The following is a 22946-nucleotide window of genomic DNA, read 5'->3' as shown; positions in this document are numbered from 1 at the left end:
GGCCGCTGTAGGCGGCCGAACTCGCCGGACCGAGTCGTGCCGTCAGGCGCGTTTCCCGGAACTATCGCGTCACTGCTGAACTCCCTGCGAGGGGTTGGCGATCTGGGCTTCGAGGTCAGCGACGCGCCGGTCCTGGAAGCGGAGGTTGGAGCGGGCGGCTTTGAGTCGCTCGTCGAGGGTGCGGTTGTCAGCGGTCAGCTGGCGGACCTTTTGTTTGAGTGTGGTGTTTTCGGTGGTGATCCGCTGGATGGCTTCCTCGGTCCACTCGGCTTGCAAGTACCTTATCTGGCCGAGTAGTTCACCGATGCGGGTGCGCTGGGTGAGGATCTCGACCTGGGCGGCCTTGAGCGCGTCCTCGGCGTTCAGCGCGCGCTCGCGCCAGGTCGCCTCGCGCTCGTCGTCCTGTGCGGTGAGCATGCGGGTCCGGCGGTCACCTGCCTTGGCCATCGCTGCGGCGACGGCGGCCCGGGCCTCGGAGTTGTCATAGAGGAAGGTGCGTGAGACGTTCGCCCGCCGGGCGACAGCAGCGACGCTGACCTGAGCCTTCTCCCGTTGGAGCCGGGCGATGGACTCGTGGACCCGCAGGAGGGCCGCCTCGGTCTTGCTGCGGCGGGCTGCCAGGGCAGCGGCAGTGCGGGATTCGGGGACGTTGTTCATGCGACGTCCTGTTCGGGGTCGGTGTCCTCGGCTGTGCATGTATCGCTGTACTCGTTTTCCTCCTCGGTGCCCGCGGCAGCGAGGTCGGCTGCACGGAAGGCGGTGGACCACACGCGGCGGAAGTAATCCTGGGGTTTGCGCAGGTCCAGGGCGAGGGCGTCGTCAAGAAGGCCAAGGCCGGCCAGGGCCTTCTCCAGGCCGTCGATGGCGCGGGCGGTCGGCTCGAAGTAGCGGTGGAGGTAGTCGGCGGTGGCGTCGTCCGGGGCGCCCTCGGCCAGCAGCCGCCACTGCTCACGCTTGCGACGCCAGTAGAGCAGGTCGGCGCCGGACAGAACGAACTTGTCGCAGGAGTGGCAGTTGAGGCTCCAGGGGCAGTCGCCGCCGTCGACGACGGGCTGGAAGGTGCAGAAGCCGCCCTCGGCAGGAGTGCTGCGGCGACCAAGGTCGATCGCGAGGGCCATGGCATGCTCTCGGGTGAGCGGAGTGAGGTCGTCGGTGAGGATTTCGCCGGGGTTGGCGGCTCCGGGGCCGGCCACCCAGACGTGCTGGAGCACGCTCTCCAGGTCGGACTGGGCGAGATGGACGTAATGCTCGGCCATGCGCTCGGAGACCTGACCGAGGTAGCGGCGGATGTGGGTCAGGCTCGCTCCGGCTCGCAGCAGGCTGGTGGCCAGCGAGTGCCGGGCTTGGTGGGGCACCCACCGGCCTATGTCGAGATCGTTGATCCATGCTTTGAAGCCCCGGTGGAACCACTGGTAGGACAGGGGCCGACGGCTGTCGCTGTTGCGCTGGTTGCTGGGAAACAGCGGCAGTTGGGCGCGTTCCTCCAGGGTCGGCGGGCGGTTGTGGCGAGTGGCGAACAAGGCCAGGGTCTTGCGCTGTCGGGCTTCCAGCCGCTGGTGGAGCTGTTCAGGTATGCGGATCGCGGCGTCGTAGTTGCCGACCTTCGTTTGGTCGTGCCAGAGCATGGGGAGCCCGCCGTAGCGGCCCAGGCAGTCCAGACGAAGTTTGATCACCTCGCTGCAGCGCCGTCCGGTGACGATGATGGTCTCCCAGGCGTCTCGGAGTCCGCGGTCGGCCGGGTCGTGGCAGGCGGCGAGCGTCTGCAGGTTCGTCTCCGCGGCGAGGGCTCGGGCGACTTCGTCGGAGAAGGGGGTCCGTGTCCGGGTGACGATCCTGCCCGAAGAGGGCATGGCGGTGACGAAACCCCGGTCGAGGCCGAGCCGTTCGGCTTCGCCGGATTCCAGAGCTTCCAGGAGGATTCGCCGGGTGCGGGTGAAGACCATCTGGCGGGTGTAGGCGGTCACGACGGACGGTTTGCCGTGCAGGCCTTTCACTCCCAGGGACGGCAGCCCGTCCAGTTCGCGGAGTCGTTGGTCGGCGGCGAAGTCGTGGACGTGGTGCGGCCGAAGCAGCCTTGGGTCGTGACCGCCGCCGGGGGCGTGGATCTCCAGGAAGGCGCTGAGCTCGGTGCAGGCTCGCCGGGTGCCGTCGAAGGTGTGGCCTGAGCGCGGACAGCTCGGGGACCGCAGTATCGCGGCGAAATGATCCCAGGCCAGGTCGCGGAGCCATCGCTGAGATATCGGGGTCAGGTCGATGCGTGTCGACCGGTTGTTCAGCCTGCGGCCGAAGTGCTCGGTGTTCAGGTAGCCCTGCTCGCGGGTCTGCTCCGGCGTCACATAAAGCGGGGTGAGCAGGTCGATGAGGATCCGGGCGAGGTAGGAGGCATCCCGGCCGGCTGTGGCCAGCCGACTACCTTCCTCGTCCGGGTCCAGGCTGTCGGCAGTCAGGTCGGTGAGTGAGTGAAATCCGTGCTCGCGGCAGTAGTCCGCCAGGCTCTGGATCTGTGTGAGCTCCCAGCGCCTTCCCGATCCACGGGCGTGGACGAACAGTCCCCACTGAATCTCGGCTCTCAGGAGCGGGTGCAGACCGCGGAGGTTGATCTGACCAGGTCGGGATACTGGTGCTGTCCTTGAGCACCACCGCCGGAAGTCCGATTCGTTGTCGTAGACGACCGGCACCGGCGAACCGACCCGCTCGTAGCGATTGCCCCACTGCGCTGGCAGCACGGCCCCGCCCGGCCGCCCCTCTCTGCGATAGCGCCGGTGGTGCCGATAGCAGAGCCCCAGGGGCGATTCCGCCAGGTCAGGACAGACCACGGCTTTGCAGCGTCCATATCCGGGCCGAGACAGCTGCTTGGCCAGCCAGGTGTCGAAGTCGGCGGCGTCTCCGTGCCGGTCGCGGTAGTGATACCAGCTGAACTGGTGGTGGTGACACAACTCCAAGGTCAACTGGCGTGCCGGCCGCTCGGGGCAGAGCCGGCACGGTCGCTCACGCAGTTCCTCGCCGTGCCCGACCAGGTCAGCGGTGCGTAGGAAGTCCGCCCGGGACTGCTCAGCGCGCAGCCGCCGCCATGCAACCTCGTGGGCGCCGCAGAGATCTCCCCGGCCCGCCCTCGGCCGCTCGCAATCGGTGACCAGGCAGACCCATCGGTAGACAGGGTGGTCCGGTGTGATCTCGACGATCTCCGAGCGGAACACTGGATCGAAGGACGGTGAGTTGACCAGCGCGGTCATGATCTCGAATCGATCCCGTCCCTCCCGGGCGTCCCGCACCGGGGTCAGAGCTGTCTCGGTCACCGCGTCTCACCCCAGACCGCGCGTAGAGCGGAGTCGAAGGCAGGGTCGTGGATGTCGACGTGTCCGTAGACCTCGTCGACGGTGGCGGCCGAGGCCCAGCCGCCGGCATCCCGGGCGATCAGCAGGTTGCCGTCGGCGGCGTCGAGGACCGCGGACGTGAACGAATGCCGGAAGGCGTGGGGTTTCACCAGCCCGAGCTCGGCGCGTTTCCCGGCCCGGCCGAGCATCCGCCGGGCCCCGACCGGCGCCCACGGCTGTCCGGCGCAGGCGCCGTGCAACTGGACCAGGAGCATGCCGTGTCCGGCTTCGCGCGGGTACTCGCTGGTGAGGTACTCGAAGTAGGAGTGCACCATCGCCGGACTGACCCGCTTGATCAGTCCGCCGGTAACCGTGCCGTGCTCGACCCGCCAGGAGTGCTTGGTCTTGGCCTCGGCCCGGTTCGGATTACCGGGCCGGTGACAGACGTGCAGATGAGGGGCGCGGCACTCGCCGCAGGCCGCGTTCTCGCGCAGGTGCAGGTCGACCAGGTGCAGCCCGCAGAGTTCGCCGATCCGCAGGCCACCGTCGGCCAGCCAGGTCACCACCATCCGGTCCCGGGCCGAGTTCACCGTCTCCAGCAGCTTCTCCCTCGCCCCGTCGGGCAGCATCTTCGGGTGCCGGCGGTGCGGCCCCTTCGGCGCGAGCGGGTTGGCCGGCATCGCGGACTTCACGTGCCCGAGGAACGACCGGCGCCGGTCCACCCGCGACGGCAGCCGTGTGCCGTCGAGCTTCTCACCGAGGCCCACGTTGACGCCGAGGGAGGCTTGGTGCAGGTAGAAGCCCTTCAGGCAGGATGCCGCGGTCGACAGCGCGGACCGGCCGTAGGGGCGCTTGCCCACCCGCCACGGTTCCCCGAGCGGCATATGGACCTCGGCGCCGACGATGCCCATGTACCGTTCCAGGTCGCGCAGTTGGACTGTGTCGAAGGCCAGGCACTCGCGCTCCAGCCACCGGAGATGATCGACCAGGTAGTACGCGTAGGTCTTCTGTGTGCCCGAGCCGTCATGGACGCGCAGGAACCGGTCCGCCTCGGCGTGGAGTGTGCCCTCCGGCCAGACGATGGTCCATGACCTCCATCCGCTCTTCCGCTCGATCCGCTGGACCCTCAAGTCCCCGACCACAAGGTGCCGTACCACTCGTCCTCCGTACCGACTCCAGAACATGACGAACGTCCTGAACCCGGTCGGTAAACAAGCCCATGACGTTCACGCCACAGGCTCGAACGGACATCACGAACAGCACAAACTACGGTCGGTAAAGCCGGGTGGCAGATGCGGCCGCACGACGCCCTGCGCGACCCGTTTAGGCCGGGGAAGGCGATGTCGCCGAACGACAAGTACGCCTCCCTGGTCGCGGCGGCCGGTTACCTGCCGCTGGTGCTGCGCGGGGAGGACTACCTGGAGCTGCTGCCGGTGGCCTGGCGGGCCATCAACGACTACGGCATCCGCATCGCTCACCGCACCTACGACGCGCCCGAGCTCGGGCCGTGGCGGCGGCAGCACTCCGGCCACGTGGCCAAGCGGGGACTCTGGGAGGTGCACTACGACCCCTACGACATCTCTCGCGTCTTCGTCCGCACCACCGGCGGCTGGATCACCGCGCCATGGGTGCACCTGCCGCTGGTGAACGCCCCCTTCGCGGACTTCACCTGGGACCACGCCCGCCGCCTGGCCGCCGCGGCCGGTCTGGACGATTCCAACGAGGCCGCCGTCGCCCGGGTCCTGGACGCGCTGCTGACCCGGGCTGAGCACGGACCGGACATCCGCTCCGCCCGGGTCATCGGCCGCACCCGCACCGCCGCCGCTCTCGCTGCGCCCGCTGCGGCACCCGAGATCGACAACATGCCCGACCGTGAACCTGACTCCACGGCGGCGTCACCGTCCGCAGAGGTGGTGCCCTTCGGGGTCTTCGACGCCCACGCCGAAGCCGAAAGGTGGCTATGAGCACGCCCGCGACCAGGACGCCGCAGACGGACACCGGCGAGCAGGCACCGCCGGACTCCCCGCTGACCACCAAGGAAGGCTGGCGCCGCTACGTCGCGCACGAAACCATCCCGCCGAAACTGCTGCCCGCCGCCGAGCGGGCCGCCCTGACCGGGCGGGAACGGGCCCGGGTGGATGATCGGCGGCGGGAGTACCACGCGGACCTGCCGCTGGTGAACACCCCGACGATCCGGAAGGTCATCTCCACCGCCCGGCTGCTGATTCAGCTCAACCGGCACCAGGTCTCCGCCCGCCGCGGCGTGATTCTCTCCGGCGCCTCCGGCACGGGCAAGACGACCGCGCTCACCCAGCTGGGCCGCGCGCACGAGCTGGCCACCCGCAAGCGCCACCCGCACGACCGCACCCGGCTGCCGGTCTGCTACGTCACCGTCCCGCCCGCGGCCACACCGAAGATGCTCGCAACGGAGTTCGCCCGCTTCTTCGGGCTGTCCTTCCCACCCCGGGCCACTCACACCGACATCGTCGACGCCGTCTGCGCCACCGCCGCCCACGTCCACGTCGATCTGGTCCTGGTGGACGAGCTGCACAACCTCAACCTGGGCAGCCGTGCCGGGGCGGAAGCCTCCGACCAGCTGAAGTACTTCGCCGAGCGCCTGCCCGCCACGTTCGCCTACGCGGGCATCGACATCGAGAGCCAGGGACTGTTCGCCGGCACCCGCGGTCGGCAGATCGCCGGACGCTTCGTCGTCATCCCCGCCGCCCCGTTCTCTTACGCTACCGCCGCGGACAAGGAAGCATGGCGGGGCCTGGTCGGCACCCTGGAGTCAACACTCCACCTCCACGAGCACGCGCCGGGCACGCTCACCGCGATGAACGACTACCTCTTCCACCGCACCGGCGGCATGATCGGCAGCTTGTCCCAGCTCATCCGCGGCGCCGCCGTGCTGGGCATCGAGGACGGCAGCGAAGCCATCACCGAAGAGCTGCTGGATCTCGTCCCGATCGACTTCGCCGCCGAGCAGCTCACCACCCCGGCCAAGACAACCGGGCGGCGGAGGAGCGCGGCCTGATGCTCCCCCGCACGCTGCCCGACCCCGTTCCGCCCGCCCGCCCGGCACGAGATCCCCCCTTCCTATGTCGGCCGCCTGGCCGCCCTCCACGGCCTGGACGTCAACGGCCTGTGGTTCCAGGTCACCGAGCCCGAGCGGCCAGGCGCCGCCCGCCGCGTCGTCGTCCCCGAACGGCTCGCCGCGCTGACCGGCCGCAGCGGCCATGCCCTGGCCGGGGCGATGCCGGAACTGCGTGACCCGCCACCGGACTGGGAGATGTTCCGCCACCAGCCGCAGACCGGCTGCCACCTCTGCGACGCCCGCCACCCCGGCGGCCGGGTGGTCCGGCTCCTTCCGCACCACGCCTACGTCTGTCTGCGGCACGGCACCTGGATCGGGCCACCCGACATCGACCACCCCGCCGTTGATCTCACTCGGTTCCCGGAGATCATCGACGCTCAGCGGTGTCACCTGCTCATCTTGCGGCGCTACGGCTGGGCCGCCACCTACGACGCGGTGCTGACCGCCCTGATGCTCTGCGCCCACATCTGGTTCGGCGACGGGCGCCCGTCAACCAACGTGTTCGGCGTCTGGAACACCTGGGACGACCGTGTCCACCACCTCATCCCGTTCGATCCCGAGAAGAAGGACTACACCGCCTACAGCACGTCCCGGCTGTTCGCCGTGGTCTATCCCGAGGCCGTCACCCTGGCGCCGCTGATCGCCTCCCCCCACTGGCGGCGGATGGCCGGCGGCACCGACGCCGAACAGGCTCGGTTCTTCGCGGAGGTCAGCAAGCGGGTCACCTACCCCTACAACGAACCCGACCGCGGCGGCGACGCCGTCGCCCACTGGGCCCTCGCCGACTCCTGGCACCCGCCCGGCCGACCCTTGACGGCCTACAGGCCCGGCCGGGTCCGCGGCAACCTCCCCGGCCTCGCCGCGAACCGGCTCGCCCGGCACGAGAACAGCGCGAAGTGGTTCAGCCGAAGTCGGCGGAACCAGGGCCGCACTCTCCTCTTCCACAGCCACCTCAAGCCCGCCCTCCTCCGCAGCGGGGTACCGGAATACGTGAAGTGGGAGGGCACCATCTGGCACAGCGGACGCATGGACGACCTCATGAAGGAGCAGATCGCACGCAATCGCCAAGAACTCGCACACGCACCAGCGCCCCTGTACCAGACCACGGAAAATGCTGGCTCAGAAAGCCCAGTCCCAGCCGACGCGGAGTAGGACTTCGGGGCACGAGTTCGGCCTGGCGGCGCCGGTCAGCAGCCACCCGAGGAGGCAGGGGCACCGAGGCCGATCTGGAGGGCGGCCGGGGCCGCGCAGCAGCCTCCGCCGTCGGCCTGGTCGGCCTCGGGCTCGTCGAAGAGGCCAGCGCCGCCACACACTCCCGTCTCCGGCAGGGTTAGTTCGACGCGCTCGGCCGCCTCCTGATCGCCCGCCAAGGCGGCGGCGATGGAGCGGACCTGCTCGTAGCCGGTCATGGCCAGGAACGTCGGGGCTCGGCCGTAGGACTTCATGCCTACCAGGTACATGCCCTTCTCGGGGTGGGAGAGCTCGCCCACGCCGTGGGGGTAGACAGTGCCGCAGGAGTGGACGTTGGGGTCGATCAGCGGGGCCAGCTCGGTGGGAGCCTGGAGGCGCTCGTCGAGGCCGAGGCGGACCTCGGACAGGAAGGTCAGGTCGGGCCGGAAGCCGGTGAGCACGATGACCTCCTCAACCGCGTCAAGGCTGCTGCCATCCTCAGCGACCAGGACCAGCTGCTCGCCGTCGCGTTCGACGGCGGAGGTGCGGAAGCCGGTGACAGCGGAGGCGTGGCCGGCTTCCACGGCGGCCTTGGCGCGCAGGCCGAGGGCGCCGCGGGCGGGGAGCTGGTCGGCTTCGCCGCCGCCGAAGGTGCTGCCGCTGATGCCGCGCCGCAGGATCCAGACGGCGTGGGTGCCGGGGGCGTCCTTGGCGAGGTCGGCGAGGGAGGCGAGGGCGGTGAAGGCGGAGGCGCCGGAGCCGATGACGGCGGTGCGCTTGCCGGCGTAGCGGGCGCGTACGGCGGGGTCGTTGAGGTCGGGGACGCGGTAGGAGATGCGGTCGGCGGCGGTGCGCTCGCCGAGGGCGGGGAGTCCGTCGCCGCCCAGTGGGCCGGGGGTGGTCCAGGTGCCGGAGGCGTCGATGACGGCGCGGGCCGTGATGCGCTCCTCGGTGCCGTCGGCGTTGTGCACGTAGACGGTGAAGGGTTGGTCCTCGCGGCCTGCGTCGACGACGCGGTCGCGTCCGGCGCGGGAGACGCCGGTGACGCGGGTGCCGAAGCGGACCCTGTCGCCGAGGGCGTCGGCCAGCGGCTGGAGGTAGTACTCGGCCCAGTCGCCGCCGGAGGGGTAGGTGGCGCCGTCGGGTCGGGTCCAGCCGGTGGGGGCAAGGAGCTTCTCGGCGGCCGGGTCGACGACCTCGGCCCAGGGGGAGAACAGCCGTACGTGGCTCCATTCGCGTACGGCGCTTCCCGCGCTGGGGCCGGCTTCCAGGACGAGCGGTTCGATGCCGCGCTCGATGAGGTGGGCGGCGGATGCCAGGCCGATGGGACCGGCGCCGATCACCACGGTGGGCAGGACGGCAGTGGGCGCGTTCACGAGGGACCTCCCGTTTTTGTTTCGACATCTGTCAATGTCTTGCGCGGCCAGCATGGCAACTACTTCGATAGACGTCAACATAGACATCGATCGTAACAAGCTGGAGCTGCGGACCGCCCTCGATGTCGTCGCACAGACCAACCGCCCCTTACTGATTCGACATGTGTCAACATAGATGCATGTCGAAGGTCCTGCCGCTGTTGGAACCCACTGGTGAGGCCGTGGCGCCGTGCTGCCCGCCGCTGACCGAGCGCCCCATGACGGCGGACGAGGCCGAGACGGCCGCGCGGATGTTCAAGGCGCTCGGCGACCCGGTGCGGCTGCGGCTGTTCTCCGCGGTGGCCTCGCACGAGGGCGGCGAGGCATGTGTGTGCGACATCTCCGACGTGGGCGTCTCCCAACCGACCGTCTCCCACCACCTGAAGAAGCTCAAGGAGGCCGGGCTGCTGACGTCTGAGCGGCGCGGAACGTGGGTGTACTACCGGGTGGAGCCGTCCGTGCTGGCCGCGATGGGGCAGCTGCTCATCTCCCGGTGAGCTTGCTCTTACGGGCCTTCGATGATCGAACACACGGTGACGGGCAGTTCGTCAACGCATTCTTCGGCCCGGTGGCGGGTCTCGACCAGGGTCCTGCGCAGGGCGAGCAGGTCGGCGACGGCTTTGTCGATCTCGGCGACGCGAGCGTCCAGCTTGTCCCTGACCGTGACGCACGGGGGGATGCCGCCGGCGTGGATGGCCAGCACTTCGCGGATGTCGTCCAGGTGCAGGCCGAGGGTGCGGGCGCGGCGAATGAAGGTGAGCCGCTCCACGTCGGTGTCGTCATAGAGCCGGTAGCCGGCCGTGCTGCGACCGGCCGGGGGCAGCAGCCCCTTGGCTTCGTACACGCGTACCGCCTTGCGGGTCACCCGGGCCGCCCGCGTGGCCTGCCCGATGGTCAGCTGCTGGATCATGTTCTGCGTCCTCCTTCCGTCCAGTGTTGACCTGGCCCCCGGGGCCAGGTTCTAGCGTCGGTCGAGACGGAACCAGAACACGAAACAGGGAGGTGAGCGCGATGCCGCTGCGTGAGGGCGAGGTCTATCGCTGCCCCGATGAGGACTGCGGGTGCGAGCTGACGTTGACCAAGGGCGCGCCCCGGCGACCTGCTCCGGTCAGCAGAATCCGACGTGTTGCTGCGGCAAGACGATGATCAAAGCCGCATAGAGCGGTCGGAGAGGACGAGCTCACAGCAGCTCGGCGATCTGGCGTGCCGCCTCGCGGGCCGGGCGGCCCACCCCGATCAGCGTGGCGGAGGCAGGGCCGGTCCAGTCCCCGTAGCCCAGCAGATGCAGCCGCGGCTCGTCGAGGGCGCGGGTGCCATCGGTAGGGATGTGTCCGCGCTGGTCACGGAGGCCGAGCGGCACAAGATGGGAGAGGGCCGGGCGGAAACCTGTGCACCAGATGACCGCGTCGGCCTCAATGCTCGTGCCATCGGCCCACACGGGGCCGAGCAGCGCGAGGTGGGTGAACATGGGCTCGGCCTTGAGGAGTCCCGCGTCGCGGGCGGCTCGTACGGGAGGTACGGCGACGATGTCGCCCAGCGAGGCCACTCCGCCGACATCCGCCTCGCCGCTGTCGAGCGCGCGGCGGCGCGCCGTCGCTACGTCGAACAGGGCGCGGCCGTCGATGTCGTCGGGCAGGAAGCGCGGTGGCCGCTGGGTCACCCAGGTCAGTTCCGCGTGCCCGGCCAGGTCGGCGGCTATCTGCGCGCCGGAGTTGCCACCGCCGACCACGACCACGCGCTGGCCTTCGAAGTCTTGGGGGCGTCGGTAGTTGACCGTGTGCAGTTGCCGTCCGCCGAAGACATCGCGTCCGGGGACGGCGGGCAGGAACGGCCGCCACCAGGTGCCGGTGGCGCTGATCACGAACCGTGCCTGCCAGGTGCCGGCCTCGCTGTCCACCCGCAGCCGCTCGCCGTCCCGGTGCACGCCGCGCACGGTGGCGGCCCGGACGAGGGGCAGTTCGTAGCGGCGCTCGTAGTCGGTCAGGTAGTCCACGACGTGCCCGGCGTCCGGGTACGTCTGTCCTGTCTGAGGCGGCATGAGGCGGCCGGGCAGCGAGGAGTACGCGGCCGGGGAGAACAGCTTCAGCGAGTCCCAAGTATGGCGCCAGGCACCGCCCGCCTCGGCTTGGGCGTCGAGGATGACGAAGTCGAGGCCGAGGCGGCGCAGGTGGTAGCCGGCGGCGAGCCCTGCTTGGCCGCCGCCGACCACCACCACGTCCGTGCGTGATGTCATGAACCGAGTTGCGCGACCGTGAACTTCTTACGCCAGGCCAGGGACACGTACACCAGCGCGACCAGGACGGGGACCTCGATGAGGGGGCCGACGACTCCGGAGAGGGCCTGGCCGGAGGTGACGCCGAAGGTGGCGATGGCGACGGCGATGGCGAGCTCGAAGTTGTTCCCGGCGGCCGTGAAGGCGAGGGTCGCGGTGCGGTCGTACGCGAGGCCGATGACCTTGCCCAGGGCGAAGGTGCCGAACCACATGATCGCGAAGTAGGCGAGCAGGGGCACCGCGATCCGGGCGACGTCGAGCGGCTGCGAGGTGATCGTCTTCCCCTGGAGGGCGAAGAGAATCACGATCGTGAACAGCAGACCGTAGAGCGCCCACGGCCCGATCTTCGGCAGGAACTTCGCCTCGTAGCCGTCCCGGCCGAGCTTCTTCTCGCCGATGCGGCGGGTGAGGAAGCCGGCGAGGAGCGGTACGCCGAGGAAGATGACGACGTTGAGGGCGATTTTCCACATGGAGATGTCGAGGTGCTCACCGTCGCCGAGGCCCAGCCAGCCCGGCAGCAGATCGAGGTAGAACCAGCCCAGCAGACCGAAGGCGATGACCTGGAAGACCGAGTTCAGGGCGACGAGCACGGCGGCGGCTTCGCGGTCGCCGCAGGCCAGGTCGTTCCAGATGATCACCATCGCGATGCAGCGGGCCAGACCGACGATGATCAGGCCGGTGCGGTACTCGGGCAGGTCCGGCAGGAAGATCCAGGCCAGCGCGAACATCACCGCCGGACCGAGCACCCAGTTGATGACCAGCGACGACACCATCAGCTTGCGGTCGCCGGTGACCGCGTCGAGCTTGTCGTAGCGGACCTTGGCCAGCACCGGATACATCATGATCAGCAGGCCAACCGCGATCGGCAGCGAGATCCCGCCGATCTCCACCTTGGCCAGGGCGTCGTTCAGGCCGGGGATGACGCGGCCCAGGCCCAGTCCGAGCCCCATGGCGATCAGGATCCACACCGCGAGGAAGCGGTCGAGTGTGGAGAGCTTGGCGACGACGGAAGCTTCTTCCGTCGTCGCGGGGGCTTCGGTGCGGGTCACGGGCAGGACCTCTTCCGGTCGACGGCGGTACGGGCGTGCTCGGCCAGCTCGGTGAACTGACCGGCGAGGGCGGCGATGACGTCGGGCCGCAGCTTGTAGTAGGTGAACCGGCCGCAGGGCTCGGTCTCCACCACACCCGCCTCCCGCAGCACCCGAAGATGGTTGGAGAGGTTGGTCTGCTTAGCCCCGGTCTCCTCGACCAAGTGCGTGGTGCACAGCGTCTCGTGGGCGAGCAGATTCACGATCTTCAGCCTGAGCGGGTCGGCCAGAACCCGGATCAGATCAGTGTCGACTGACGTCATCATGGACTGATACTCTCACATCATCCGAGGATGACACCAGTCCCGGCTGACCCGTAGGGCCCATCGAAGGGGTTCTCATGTCCCCCGCTTCCGCCTCCCCACCTCCTGCCCTTCCCGACGAACGCCTCGCCACCGGGGCCGCCCGCCTCGCCTCACAGCACTCCGGTCGCTTCTGCGTAGAGACCGTGCAGGGGCTCCTCGCGGACTCCTACCGCCTGCTCGCCGAGCACGCCCGGGTACGCGCACACCTGGTGGTGCTGGCTGAGCGGTTCGCGGCCGAGCGGCTGGAGGCCCTCGCCCACGTCGAGGGGGCTCCCGGCGCGGGCCTACCACGGGTGCTGTTCGTGTGCAGCCACAACGCCGGATGGGATGCGGCGACGCCTGCCCCGTCGTGTCCGGCCGCCGCTACCTGGACTGGCCCGTCCCCGACCCCGACGGCGCCCCCATCGCCGTCGTACGGGACATCCGCGATGCCTTAGACGCCCACATCCGCTCCCTGCTGGGCACCCTGCCCGACTCCTGAACCACCACTGCCCGACCCCAATTGATCTCCACTGATCCCTCGTGAAGGAAGAACTGATGTCCTCCACCACCGCCGCGTCCGTGCTGTTCGTCTGCGTCCACAACGCCGGCCGCTCGCAGATGGCCGCCGGATTCCTCTCCCACCTCGCCGGCGACCGCATCGAGGTCCGCTCCGCAGGCTCCCTGCCCGCCGACCAGGTCAACCCCTCCGCGGTCGAGGCGATGAAGGAGGTCGGCATCGACATCGCCGACCAGTCGCCGAAGGTCCTGACTACCGAGGCCGTCCAGGCGTCCGACTACGTCATCACCATGGGCTGCGGCGACGCCTGCCCGATCTTCCCCGGCAAGAAGTACCTCGACTGGGCCCTGGAAGACCCCGCAGGCAAGGGCGTCGAGTCCGTCCGGCCCATCCGCGACGAGATCAAGACCCGCATTGAGGCTCTGATCGCCGAGATCGACGCGGAGGCAGCCAAGTGACCGACGACATCCGTGACGTCATCATCATCGGCTCTGGCCCCGCCGGCTACACCGCAGCCCTCTACACCGCCCGCGCCAGCCTCAAGCCGCTGGTCTTCGAGGGAGCGGTGACCGCAGGCGGCGCGCTGATGACCACCACCGAGGTTGAGAACTTCCCCGGCTTCGCCGACGGCATCCAAGGCCCCGACCTCATGGACAACATGCGGGCCCAGGCCGAACGCTTCGGCGCCGAACTCATCCCGGACGACGTCACCGCCGTGGACCTGACCGGTGAGATCAAGACGGTCACCGACTCGGCGGGCACCGTCCACCGCGCCAGGGCCGTCATAGTCACCACCGGCTCCCAGCACCGTAAGCTCGGCCTGCCGAATGAGGACGCGCTCTCCGGCCGTGGCGTCTCGTACTGCGCCACCTGCGACGGATTCTTCTTCCGCGACCACGAGATCGCCGTGATCGGCGGCGGCGACACCGCTCTGGAAGAAGCCACCTTCCTCTCCCGCTTCGCCAAGTCCGTCACCATCGTCCACCGCCGTGGCACCCTGCGCGCATCCAAGGCAATGCAAGAGCGAGCCTTCGCCGACCCGAAGATCCGCTTCGCCTGGGACAGCGAGGTCGCCGAAATCCACGACGACGGCGGCAAGCTCTCCGGCCTGACCCTGCGCAACGCCAAGACCGGCGAGACCTCCCAACTGCCCGTGACGGGCCTGTTCGTCGCGATCGGCCACGACCCGCGCACCGAACTGTTCGCCGGTCAGCTCGATACCGACGACGACAACTACCTGAAGGTGACGGCGCCCTCGACCCGCACGAACCTCCCCGGTGTATTCGCCGCAGGCGACGTGGTGGACCACACCTACCGCCAGGCCATCACCGCCGCCGGCACTGGCTGCTCCGCCGCCCTCGACGCCGAGCGGTACCTGGCTGCCCTGGTTGACGGCGAGCACAGTGCACACGCACGCGAGCCGCAACTGACCACCACTGACCGGTAGCCGTTCTGCTCGTGCCTCCCGGCGCATAACGACGGGAGGCACGAGCAGCCTGCCGTTACGTCGCGGTCTCAGGGAATTGAACTTGCGGCATGCTCACGCTGTTTTCGCGGCAGGCAGCGGTCGGTCGCCGAAGATGCAAAGTAGGTCTGGACAACCGCGGCGCCGATCGTGCAGGCGGACCTTCACCTCGCTGGTCACGACCGCCGACGGGTGCAGCCTTCAACCGCACCGGACAGGTGTTGTCCGGTGACGTTGAAGGCTGCGGATTGAAGCTTCACTTTGCGGGGGATCTTGCGGGTTGAAGAGTGGCCTTGCGGAGAGGGGCGGGGTTAGCTGGACGGGGTGTGCGTTAGAGGTGCTGCCATACGGATACGTGAGTGGGAAGGCACCATCTGGCACAGCAGCCGTACCGACGACCTCATGAAGGAAGAAGTCGCACGACGACGCAAAGGACTCGAAGACGGGGCAGCGCGTTTGCGGAACCATCGGATGCGTTCATCGCCGGCCTGAGCGAGCGATTTTGAACTTGCTGTCTGCGCGCCTCCGCTCCCCACCCATCGCCCTTGGGCTCCAAGCCGTTCCTGTCGGGTCTGCTGGGTCGATCCCGGTGGAGGAGTACCGGCAGACTGGCTGGCTTGGGTGTACGACGGCGCCTGATCGTCCCTGCCAGCACAGGAGCGCGCTGCCGAACCAACGCAGGGTGGGCCAATGTGAATCGGTAGGGTGGCGTCGGACGGCACCGGAGCGTGCCTCTGCCCGCCCGCATCGACACCACCCATCAGGGGGACCGCCGTGCCCGTTCCACGCCTGAGCAGTACACCGCTCCCTGGGATCGGGGCCCGCTACGACCTCACCACCCGCGAGCACCGCCGTCTGTCGGTGGTCGCCCACCGCGACGGGGGACGCACCCTCAACGCCTACCGCAACGACGATCCGGATGAGTGCGCGCTGTCGGTGAAGCTCACCGCCGGTGAGACAGCGGCGCTGATCGACGCGCTGATGCCCTCGCACCACAGCCCTAATCTGCTGTCGACCACCGATCTCGGTCTGGTCGCTGAGTGCATTGAGCTGTCCTCCGTCTCGTACTGGAACGGCCGGGTGCTGGGTGATACCCGGATGCGCACGGAGACCGGAGTGTCCATCGTGGCGGTGCTGCGCCGGGCCGAGGCGATTCCGTCTCCCGGGCCCGAATTCCGGCTGGCCGGCGGGGACATCCTCATCGTGATCGGCACCCGCGAGGGCGTGGAGGCTGCCGCCACGATCCTGGGACGGGACTGATCCGGTGCACTCGTCCGCTGTCTTTCTGATCGAATTCGGCGCGATCATCCTCAGCCTGGGACTCCTGGGCCGCTTCGCCGGACGTTTTCACTTCTCTCCGATCCCTCTCTACCTACTGGCCGGGCTCGCCTTCGGTGAGGGCGGTCTGCTGCCGCTCGGTACGAGTGAGGAGTTCGTCGCCATCGGCGCCGAGATCGGCGTCGTCCTGCTCCTGCTGATGCTCGGCCTGGAATACACCGCCAGCGATCTGGTCTCCAACCTCAAGACCCAGTACCCGGCCGGGCTCCTCGACGCCGCCCTGAACGCCCTGCCGGGCGCGGCGATGGCCCTGCTGCTCGGCTGGGGCCCGGTGGCCACCGTGGTCCTGGCCGGGGTCACCTGGATCTCCTCCTCCGGCGTCATCGCCAAGGTCATGGGCGACCTCGGGCGGCTCGGCAACCGCGAAACCCCGGTGATCCTGAGCATCCTGGTCCTCGAAGACCTCGCCATGGCCGTTTACCTGCCCATCATCACCGCTCTCCTGGCCGGAGTGAGCCTGGCCGCCGGAAGCCTCACCCTGGCGATCGCCCTGGGTGTCGCCGGACTGGTGCTGTTCGTCGCTCTCCGGTACGGACGGGTCATCTCCCGTTTCGTCTCCAGCGACGACCCGGAGAAGCTGCTGCTCGTGGTGCTGGGCCTGACGCTGCTTGTCGCAGGCATAGCCCAGCAGCTTCAGGTGTCCGCAGCTGTTGGCGCGTTCCTGGTGGGCATCGCCTTGTCCGGGGAGGTCGCCGAGGGCGCGCACAACCTGCTCAGCCCCTTGCGGGACTTGTTCGCGGCGGTGTTCTTCGTCTTCTTCGGGCTGCACACCGACCCCGCCAGCATCCCGCCCGTCCTCCTCCCGGCACTTGCCCTGGCGGTGGTCACCGCCTGCACGAAGATCGCCACCGGGTACTGGGCGGCGAAGCGCGCCGGGATCTCCGCCAAGGGCCGGTGGCGGGCCGGCGGCACGCTGGTCGCCCGTGGTGAGTTCTCCATCGTCATCGCCGGACTCGCCGTCACCGCCGGCATCGAACCCTCCCTCGGCCCGCTCGCCACCGCCTACGTGCTGGTGCTGGTCATCATCGGCCCGCTCACCGCCCGCTACACCGAACCCCTCGCCACCCGCCTGACCGGGCGCCGCAAGCAGCCTCCCGCAGCCCGGGCCACGAAGACGGAAGCCCTCCCGGAGGCACTGGAGCCGGTGGACGACGGCACGGCCCGCCGGGCATGACCGACGACGCCTGGGCGGCGTCCACGGACCGGGAGACTCCTTCTGCTCGCCGCCCTGGCCGTCTACCTCGGCGTCGTCGGCTTCACCGGAAGCCTGCCGCGCCTCCTGGTCCGCGACGAGGGATGGCGGCGGGACACCGCGGGGCATCCCGCCTCCAGTGCCCTGACACTCATCCTGCTGATCACGTTGTGGCCGGTGAGCATCCTGTATCCGGCCTGGCGGATCGCCGTCCGACGACGCGGACGGACCCGCTGACCCCTCAGCCGGTGACCCGGCCGGTGGGCCCCGGATCGCCTTGCTCACCGAACCAGCGGGCGAGTTTGCCACGGCGGCCGACGGCACGCAGCCGTCGTTCGGCGGCCTCCCGCACCTTCGGTGTCGTGATCAGCAACAGCTCGTCCCCCGTACGCAGCACCGTGTCCTGACGCGGGACGATGGTGACGCCGCCCCGGACGATCAAGGTGAGCATGGTCGGCGGCGGCAGGCGCAGTTCGAAGACGGCCACCCCTTTGAGCCGTGAACCGGGCGGGATGATGACGGTGAGCAGGTCCGCATCCAGCACGTCCAGTGGGGCCGTCTCGACCTGGACCTCCCGCAGGGCATCAGGACGGACCAGGCCGAGCCTGCGCGCGACGGCGGGCAGGCTGGGGCCCTGGAGCAGGGTGAACAGGACCACCAGGACGAAGACGATGTTCAGCACGTCGATGGCGCCGCTGACCCCTTCGACGATGGGGAAGGTGGCCAGCACGATCGGGACCGCGCCGCGCAGTCCGGCCCAGGAGATGAACGCCTGCTCGCGCCACGGCAGCCGGAACGGCAGCAGGCAGGCGAGCACGGAGACGGGCCGGGCCGCGAGCACGAGAACGAGCCCGACCGCGACGGCCGGGAGGACGGCGGAGGGCAGCTCCCTTGGGGTCACCAGGAGGCCGAGCATGACGAACAGGCCGATCTGGGCCAGCCAGCCCGTTCCCTCTGCGAAGGAGCGGATTGCAGCGCGATGCGGCAACTTGGCGTTGCCCAGGACGAGCGCGGCGAGGTAGGCGGCGATGATGCCGCTGGCGTTCACGGCGCCGGCGGCGGCGAACGCGATGATGCCGAAGCCCACCGTCGCCAGCGGATACAGGCCCGTGGCCGGCAGCGCGATGTGCCGCAGGGCAGCGACACCAAGGCGCCCCATGGCCAGCCCCAAGGCACCGCCCACGCCGAGCTGGTACACGACGTTGCCGACGATGTGCGCCGCATCGGGCAGGTCCTCGGCCGCGGTGCTGAAGACCAGCACCAGGATGATGGTGGGCGCGTCGTTGAACCCCGATTCGGCCTCCAGCAGCCCCGACACCTTCTGCGGCAGCGGCAGCGCCCGCAGTACCGCGAAAACCGCCGCCGCATCCGTGGACGAGACGATCGCACCCAGCAACAGCGCCAGATGCCAGTCCATCCCCAGAAGCCAGTGCGCCCCGGCCGCGGTGACCATCACCGACACGGCCACACCCACCGTCGCCAGCACCCCGGCAGGCAGCAGCAGCCGCCGGACGTCCGTCCACTGCGTGGTCAGACCGCCCTCGACGAGGATCACCGCCAGAGCCGCGATGCCGAGGGACTGGGCCAGCCCCGCGTCATCGAACTCCAGACCGAGGACGTCCTCACCGAGGATCACGCCAACGGCGAGGAACAGCAGCAGACCGGGCAGCCCGATCCGGTGCGCCATGCGGGCCGCGGCGATGCTGGCCAGCAGCACCGCGCCGCCGACCAGCAGGGCCAGATACAGCTCCTGCAGCGTCACCAGACCGCCCCAGCACCCCTATACGCGCGGTGCACCAGCGACATGCCGCGCTCGGTCACACTGGTACATCTCACGGCTGGTCCAGGAAATGCTCCATCAACCGAGCCGCGCTGATCGCGCCCGTCGTCCGTGTCCGCTCCCCGTCCGACTCGACAACGGCCACCAACGGGGTACGCGTCGTCACCATCAGCGCAGCAACCTCCAAGACGTCGGCACTCAGTCCGACCACCGTCGGCAGGACACGTGGCCCCGGCAGCCACTGCGCTACCGAGAGCCCGGCCAGCGCCTCCGACAGCGTCTGCACATCCCCCTCCACGAAGGTTCTGGCCAGAGACGTATCTCGCAGCACAAAGTCGGGCACCATGACCTTCAGCAGCTGCGAACCAGGCACGATCGCGTACGGCCGCCCATCGCGATCGAGCACCAACAGCGCCGGCAACCGCCGCTCCACGAACAAACGAGCCGCGTCCATGGCGTCGTCGTCCGTACACACCGCCGGATACGGCTCCGCCAGATCGCCCGCACGCATACGCGTCCCCTTGCGTCATCGGCGCCGCAAGTACGCCAGCCCTGGCCAACGCAACAGCCAGCTGACCACGACCGCCAAACAGATTCCCGACATACCACCCCGGACCCTACCGCCGCCCTCCCCGCACAAACGGACATCCACACGGAAGCCAGTCGCTATCGATGACCTCGCTGTCGTTGGTCAGCAACAAGCTCCAACTTGGAGCGGACGTCATCCAGGACGGATCATCACCTCGCTGCCACCGTCTGGGGCGTACACAGCGGTGGACAGACCTCAAGGGGCAAGATCGTGAGACAAAACCCTGCTGTCCCCGACTGAGACATGGCCAAGCACAGCAGATCGGAGGCGTGCGAGGGACTGCGGAAATGCGAACCCACACTTGCGATACCAGCCGATGGGAAATGCAAGATCGAATTGCACAGACCAGGCCTAGTACCAATACCGGTGATTTAGTTTGTTTTCCGGCGGGTTGGCCGGGTCTTGGTTGGTCCGACCAGCGTCAGACGGGGAGCGTCCGGTGGGGGCGGGTTGCGATGCTCGGTGCGCTTGAGCTTCCAATTGGACATTTTGCGTTTGATGACGCGGGGGCTGGAGCGCAACCGCCGGGGCGGCAGGGGGCGTTCGCGGATCTCATGCAGGGCCGCGGTCAGGGCCCGGGCCAGCCGGGAGGGGGGAAAACGCCGCCTGGTCGGTGACGTGGCGGCGGATGACGCGCAGGGTGCGGGTGAAGGAGATCCGGTCGGGGTCCTGGCCGGAGTGCTGGGCGGCCTGGTGCATGAGGTCCCGCAGTGCGTGATGCACCAGCAGGAAGCCGAAGATCTCCTGCTCGATCCCGGCCGGGTGCTGGGAGCGCAGGACGAGGCGGGATCCGCCTTGGTGGGTCTTGATCTCGTCCAGGGTGTTCTCGATCTCCCACCGCTGGGCGTAGAGCGCGGCCAGTGAGGTGGCGGACGCGGCCTTGGGGGCCAGGATCGTGGTGATCAGCCGGTAGACCGTCGTGGCGCCGCCTTCGGGACCGAGGGTGTACTCGATGACGCGGACGTGGGCCGGATCCGCGCGGCGGTTTCTGTCGCGGGCGGCGACGATCTGTGAGAGGTAAGAACCGTCCTCCAGCAGAGTCCGCACGGGCAGAACCGCGTCGCTCTTGACGCGCCACAGCAGGTCGGCACCGGTCGCGGCGGCGGCCCGCCACAGGTCGAAGCTGTGAAAGCCCCGGTCGGCCAGGACCAGCATTCCGGGCGTCAGTGAGCCGAACAGGCGCTGGGCCAGCTCGGTTTCGTGCACGGCCAAAGGCCCGGCCTCGGCCGCGAAGACGGCGTGGGTGCCGCACTCGACGAGGGCGGCCACCCGTGCCTGCGGGTAGGCGCTCTTCTCTCCTCCGCGGCCCACCCCGGGGCGGCCGAAGAAAGCGGCATTGGCCTGGGTGTCAGGCACATCGAATGTGGTGCCGTCCACCGCGACCAGCCGCCGGCCCCGATACCAGGAACCGGCCGTCTCTTCGGTGGCCACGGGCCTGCATACCCGGGCGAACAGGGCCTTGAGCGGTTCCGGGCCCAGCCGCAGCCGGGCCCGGCCGATCGCCGCGGTGGTCGGCACCCGCCACGTCTTCCACCGGCCCATCCGCTCCAGCCTGTGGGTGATCAGCCTGGCGACCTCCTCATAGCCCTGACCGGAAAACAGGCACATCGCGAGCACGAAATAGACCACCACCCGGGCCGGGAGCAGCCGATGCCGCTGCTCGACCCGGCCGCACCCCGCGACCACTTCATCCACCAGCTCCGGCGGAAACGCGCGGGTCAGCACCCCAAGCGCGATCCGGTCCGACAACCGCTCGTCCGCCGACGACTTCACCTGTCCGGGCCTTGGCACACCCCACTCAACGACCCGAAAACCTCAAAGTCACCGGTATTGGGCCTAGCGGTGGTTTGTTGACGGCGGTTCGGGTCGGTAGTAGGCCAGTTGGTGGGAACTCCGCCCACTGTCCGGGGGGTTGTGATGACCAAGCGTGTGCCGTGTCCGCCCGCGCCGGGGCCGTTGGAAGCTTATGCCGCCCGCTTCGATGACCTGTTTTCCACGTTGGCACAGCGCCGGGGGTTCCGCGAGTACCTCGTAGGGCTGCTGCTGCCGAGGGACCGGAACAAGACGCTGACCTGCCTGGCCGGTACGGAGCCGGTGGCCGGCGCTCAGCATCGGGCGGTCCAGCGGCTGCAGTTCTTCCTGTCCGAGTCGACCTGGGACCATGAGAAGGTCAACGCCCGCCGTGTGGAGCTGCTGCTGGCCGATCCAGCCACGGCCCCGCACTCGGGCGGGGTGCTGGTCGTCGACGACTCCGGTGACCGCAAGGACGGGAGTGCGACCGCGCACGTCGGCAAGCAGTACCTGGGCTCGGTCGGGAAAATCGACCGCGGCGTCGTCACCGTGACCACCTGCTGGGCGGACGAGCGCGTCTACTACCCCCTGCACGCCGTGCCCTACACCCCCGCCCACCACTTCCCGAAGGGGAAGAACGACCCCGACTTCCCGCACGAAACTCCAGATCGGAGCCGACCTGGCCCGGAAGGCGAAGGAGTCGGGGGTGTCTTTGCGGGCGGTGGCCGCCGACTGTGCCTACGGCGACCAGGACGCCTTCCGCGGGGAACTGTCGGCCGCAGGGCTGCCGTTCGTGATGGCGCTCAAACCCCGGCGGGGAGCCTGGGCCTACGGCGACGAGGCGTACACGCCCGTCGACGCCGCCCGCGACCTGGCCTGGCACGGACCGGACCGCCCCGGCGACTGGACGGCGGTGACCCGCACCTTCCGCGACGGACACACCACCAGGTGGTGGGCCGCCGATGCCCAGCTGGGCTGGTGGGGCCCGGACAGCACCACCCGGCTGGTGATCGCCACCACCGACCCGGCCACGCTGCCCGCGCAGTCCACCTGGTACCTGGCCACCAACCTGCCCCGGCCGGGATCGACACGCGAGAGCGGCAGCCGTCACCCGGCCGCCGACCTCACCGAAGTCGTGCGGATCTACGGACTGCGGCACTGGGTCGAGCAGAGCTACAAGCAGGTCAAGGACGAGCTCGGATGGGCTGACTTCCAGGTCCGCTCCGATGTCGCCATCCGCCGCCACCAGACCCTCGTCACCTGCGCGTTCAGCTTCTGCTGGGACACCTGGTTCACCCCACCCCCACCCGTCGCCCATGAGGAGGAGCCGGCTCCTGGCCGGCCAGAGAGGGGGCACCCCACCGCCCCACCAGCCCCAGCCGGCCTGCTGGCCCCACGCCATCCGGGCCGTCCGTGGCTGGCTGACGCCCTGGGCCACGCTGCAACGCTACTGGCGGGCATGGTCAACGAAACCCCCTCCCGCCACACTCCAATCCCTGATCAACGCCGTCGGCACAGGCAGACCACTTGACCTCTACTGCCCGGTCTAACAAACCACCGCTAGGCACGTGGCCTCCAGCCCTACTTGCCATATGTGTCTGACGGCTGCAAGGGCTCCCTGGATAACAGGGTGC

20 protein-coding genes and 2 pseudogenes are annotated in these 22946 nt (G+C 69.2%); 11 read left to right on the top strand and 11 right to left on the bottom strand.

Going from position 1 to position 22946, the window contains the following annotated elements; translation table 11 throughout:
• Positions 1 to 69: 69 nt before the first annotated feature.
• From K9S39_RS06510 to K9S39_RS06500, 3 genes are read right to left on the bottom strand one after another with little or no spacing between them, the layout of a single operon-like run.
• Positions 70 to 657, bottom strand: coding sequence for a DUF6262 family protein (locus tag K9S39_RS06510; RefSeq protein WP_248862167.1), 588 nt, complete (start codon positions 655 to 657; stop codon positions 70 to 72).
• Positions 654 to 3296 (bottom strand): tyrosine-type recombinase/integrase, encoded by a 2643-nt coding sequence (locus K9S39_RS06505; protein WP_248862168.1) that lies wholly within the window; start codon positions 3294 to 3296, stop codon positions 654 to 656. Before K9S39_RS06505 ends, K9S39_RS06510 begins: the two co-directional genes overlap by 4 nt.
• Complete coding sequence (locus K9S39_RS06500) at positions 3293 to 4444, bottom strand: tyrosine-type recombinase/integrase (protein ID WP_248862375.1); 1152 nt, start codon at positions 4442 to 4444, stop codon at positions 3293 to 3295. Before K9S39_RS06500 ends, K9S39_RS06505 begins: the two co-directional genes overlap by 4 nt.
• 210 nt (positions 4445 to 4654) lie before the next feature.
• Here K9S39_RS06500 and K9S39_RS06495 point away from each other — a divergent pair, with 210 nt between their 5' ends.
• The 3 genes from K9S39_RS06495 to K9S39_RS06485 all read left to right on the top strand — a co-directional run bounded on the left by K9S39_RS06495 (position 4655) and on the right by K9S39_RS06485 (position 7560).
• Positions 4655 to 5278, top strand: a complete 624-nt coding sequence (locus K9S39_RS06495) for a Mu transposase C-terminal domain-containing protein (RefSeq protein WP_248862374.1) — start codon at positions 4655 to 4657, stop codon at positions 5276 to 5278.
• Positions 5275 to 6348, top strand: coding sequence for an ATP-binding protein (locus K9S39_RS06490; RefSeq protein WP_248862373.1), 1074 nt, complete (start codon positions 5275 to 5277; stop codon positions 6346 to 6348). Before K9S39_RS06495 ends, K9S39_RS06490 begins: the two co-directional genes overlap by 4 nt.
• Positions 6349 to 6567: 219 nt before the next feature.
• Positions 6568 to 7560: a hypothetical protein gene (locus K9S39_RS06485; RefSeq protein WP_248862372.1), complete on the top strand. Its 993-nt coding sequence runs from the start codon at positions 6568 to 6570 to the stop codon at positions 7558 to 7560.
• 35 nt (positions 7561 to 7595) lie between these two features.
• Here the strand turns inward: K9S39_RS06485 and K9S39_RS06480 are convergent, their stop codons facing one another.
• The gene (locus tag K9S39_RS06480) at positions 7596 to 8954 is read right to left on the bottom strand and encodes an NAD(P)-binding domain-containing protein (RefSeq protein WP_248862371.1); all 1359 of its coding nucleotides are present in this window, start codon (positions 8952 to 8954) and stop codon (positions 7596 to 7598) included.
• A gap of 179 nt (positions 8955 to 9133) precedes the next feature.
• On the opposite strand from K9S39_RS06480, the gene K9S39_RS06475 reads away from it, so the two are divergent.
• Positions 9134 to 9490: an ArsR/SmtB family transcription factor gene (locus K9S39_RS06475; RefSeq protein ID WP_248862370.1), complete on the top strand. Its 357-nt coding sequence runs from the start codon at positions 9134 to 9136 to the stop codon at positions 9488 to 9490.
• 8 nt (positions 9491 to 9498) lie between these two features.
• On the opposite strand, the gene K9S39_RS06470 is transcribed toward K9S39_RS06475, so the two are convergent.
• From K9S39_RS06470 to K9S39_RS06455, 4 genes are all read right to left on the bottom strand, one after another.
• Complete coding sequence (locus K9S39_RS06470; RefSeq protein WP_248862369.1) at positions 9499 to 9903, bottom strand: MerR family transcriptional regulator; 405 nt, start codon at positions 9901 to 9903, stop codon at positions 9499 to 9501.
• A 270-nt stretch (positions 9904 to 10173) separates the two neighbouring features.
• The gene (locus K9S39_RS06465) at positions 10174 to 11226 is read right to left on the bottom strand and encodes an ArsO family NAD(P)H-dependent flavin-containing monooxygenase (protein ID WP_248862368.1); all 1053 of its coding nucleotides are present in this window, start codon (positions 11224 to 11226) and stop codon (positions 10174 to 10176) included.
• Positions 11223 to 12314 carry an ACR3 family arsenite efflux transporter gene (arsB, locus tag K9S39_RS06460; protein ID WP_248862367.1) on the bottom strand — a complete coding sequence of 364 codons (1092 nt, stop codon included), beginning with the start codon at positions 12312 to 12314 and terminating at the stop codon, positions 11223 to 11225. The genes K9S39_RS06465 and arsB overlap by 4 nt, the downstream gene beginning before the upstream one ends.
• Complete coding sequence (locus tag K9S39_RS06455) at positions 12311 to 12619, bottom strand: ArsR/SmtB family transcription factor (RefSeq protein ID WP_248862366.1); 309 nt, start codon at positions 12617 to 12619, stop codon at positions 12311 to 12313. The genes arsB and K9S39_RS06455 overlap by 4 nt, the downstream gene beginning before the upstream one ends.
• A 74-nt stretch (positions 12620 to 12693) precedes the next feature.
• Between K9S39_RS06455 and K9S39_RS42815 the strand changes: the two are divergent.
• From K9S39_RS42815 to K9S39_RS06425, 6 genes and pseudogenes are all read left to right on the top strand, one after another.
• Positions 12694 to 12855 (top strand): annotated as a pseudogene (locus tag K9S39_RS42815) (arsenate reductase ArsC); the annotation flags it as partial.
• Between the two features lie 107 nt (positions 12856 to 12962).
• Positions 12963 to 13139 carry a low molecular weight phosphatase family protein gene (locus K9S39_RS06445; protein ID WP_248862364.1) on the top strand — a complete coding sequence of 59 codons (177 nt, stop codon included), beginning with the start codon at positions 12963 to 12965 and terminating at the stop codon, positions 13137 to 13139.
• Positions 13140 to 13195: 56 nt separating this feature from the next.
• On the top strand, positions 13196 to 13615 hold the full coding sequence (locus tag K9S39_RS06440) for an arsenate reductase ArsC (protein ID WP_248862363.1): 420 nt from the start codon (positions 13196 to 13198) through the stop codon (positions 13613 to 13615).
• On the top strand, positions 13612 to 14604 hold the full coding sequence (gene trxB, locus K9S39_RS06435) for a thioredoxin-disulfide reductase (RefSeq protein WP_248862362.1): 993 nt from the start codon (positions 13612 to 13614) through the stop codon (positions 14602 to 14604). Before K9S39_RS06440 ends, trxB begins: the two co-directional genes overlap by 4 nt.
• A gap of 792 nt (positions 14605 to 15396) precedes the next feature.
• Positions 15397 to 15882 (top strand): cation:proton antiporter regulatory subunit, encoded by a 486-nt coding sequence (locus K9S39_RS06430; protein WP_248862361.1) that lies wholly within the window; start codon positions 15397 to 15399, stop codon positions 15880 to 15882.
• 4 nt (positions 15883 to 15886) lie between these two features.
• Positions 15887 to 17134 (top strand): cation:proton antiporter, encoded by a 1248-nt coding sequence (locus tag K9S39_RS06425; RefSeq protein ID WP_248862360.1) that lies wholly within the window; start codon positions 15887 to 15889, stop codon positions 17132 to 17134.
• A 259-nt stretch (positions 17135 to 17393) separates the two neighbouring features.
• Here the strand turns inward: K9S39_RS06425 and K9S39_RS06420 are convergent, their stop codons facing one another.
• From K9S39_RS06420 to K9S39_RS06410, 3 genes are all read right to left on the bottom strand, one after another.
• Positions 17394 to 18914, bottom strand: coding sequence for a potassium/proton antiporter (locus K9S39_RS06420; RefSeq protein ID WP_248862359.1), 1521 nt, complete (start codon positions 18912 to 18914; stop codon positions 17394 to 17396).
• A 70-nt stretch (positions 18915 to 18984) separates the two neighbouring features.
• Positions 18985 to 19443, bottom strand: a complete 459-nt coding sequence (locus K9S39_RS06415) for a CBS domain-containing protein (RefSeq protein WP_248862358.1) — start codon at positions 19441 to 19443, stop codon at positions 18985 to 18987.
• 630 nt (positions 19444 to 20073) lie between these two features.
• The gene (locus tag K9S39_RS06410; protein WP_248862357.1) at positions 20074 to 21312 is read right to left on the bottom strand and encodes an IS4 family transposase; all 1239 of its coding nucleotides are present in this window, start codon (positions 21310 to 21312) and stop codon (positions 20074 to 20076) included.
• A 126-nt stretch (positions 21313 to 21438) separates the two neighbouring features.
• On the opposite strand from K9S39_RS06410, the pseudogene K9S39_RS43330 reads away from it, so the two are divergent.
• A pseudogene (locus K9S39_RS43330) lies at positions 21439 to 22843 on the top strand (IS701 family transposase).
• Positions 22844 to 22946 lie beyond the last annotated feature (103 nt).

Source organism: Streptomyces halobius, assembly GCF_023277745.1.
Classification (GTDB): domain Bacteria; phylum Actinomycetota; class Actinomycetes; order Streptomycetales; family Streptomycetaceae; genus Streptomyces; species Streptomyces halobius.
This window is presented reverse-complemented; position numbering and strand designations above follow the sequence as displayed.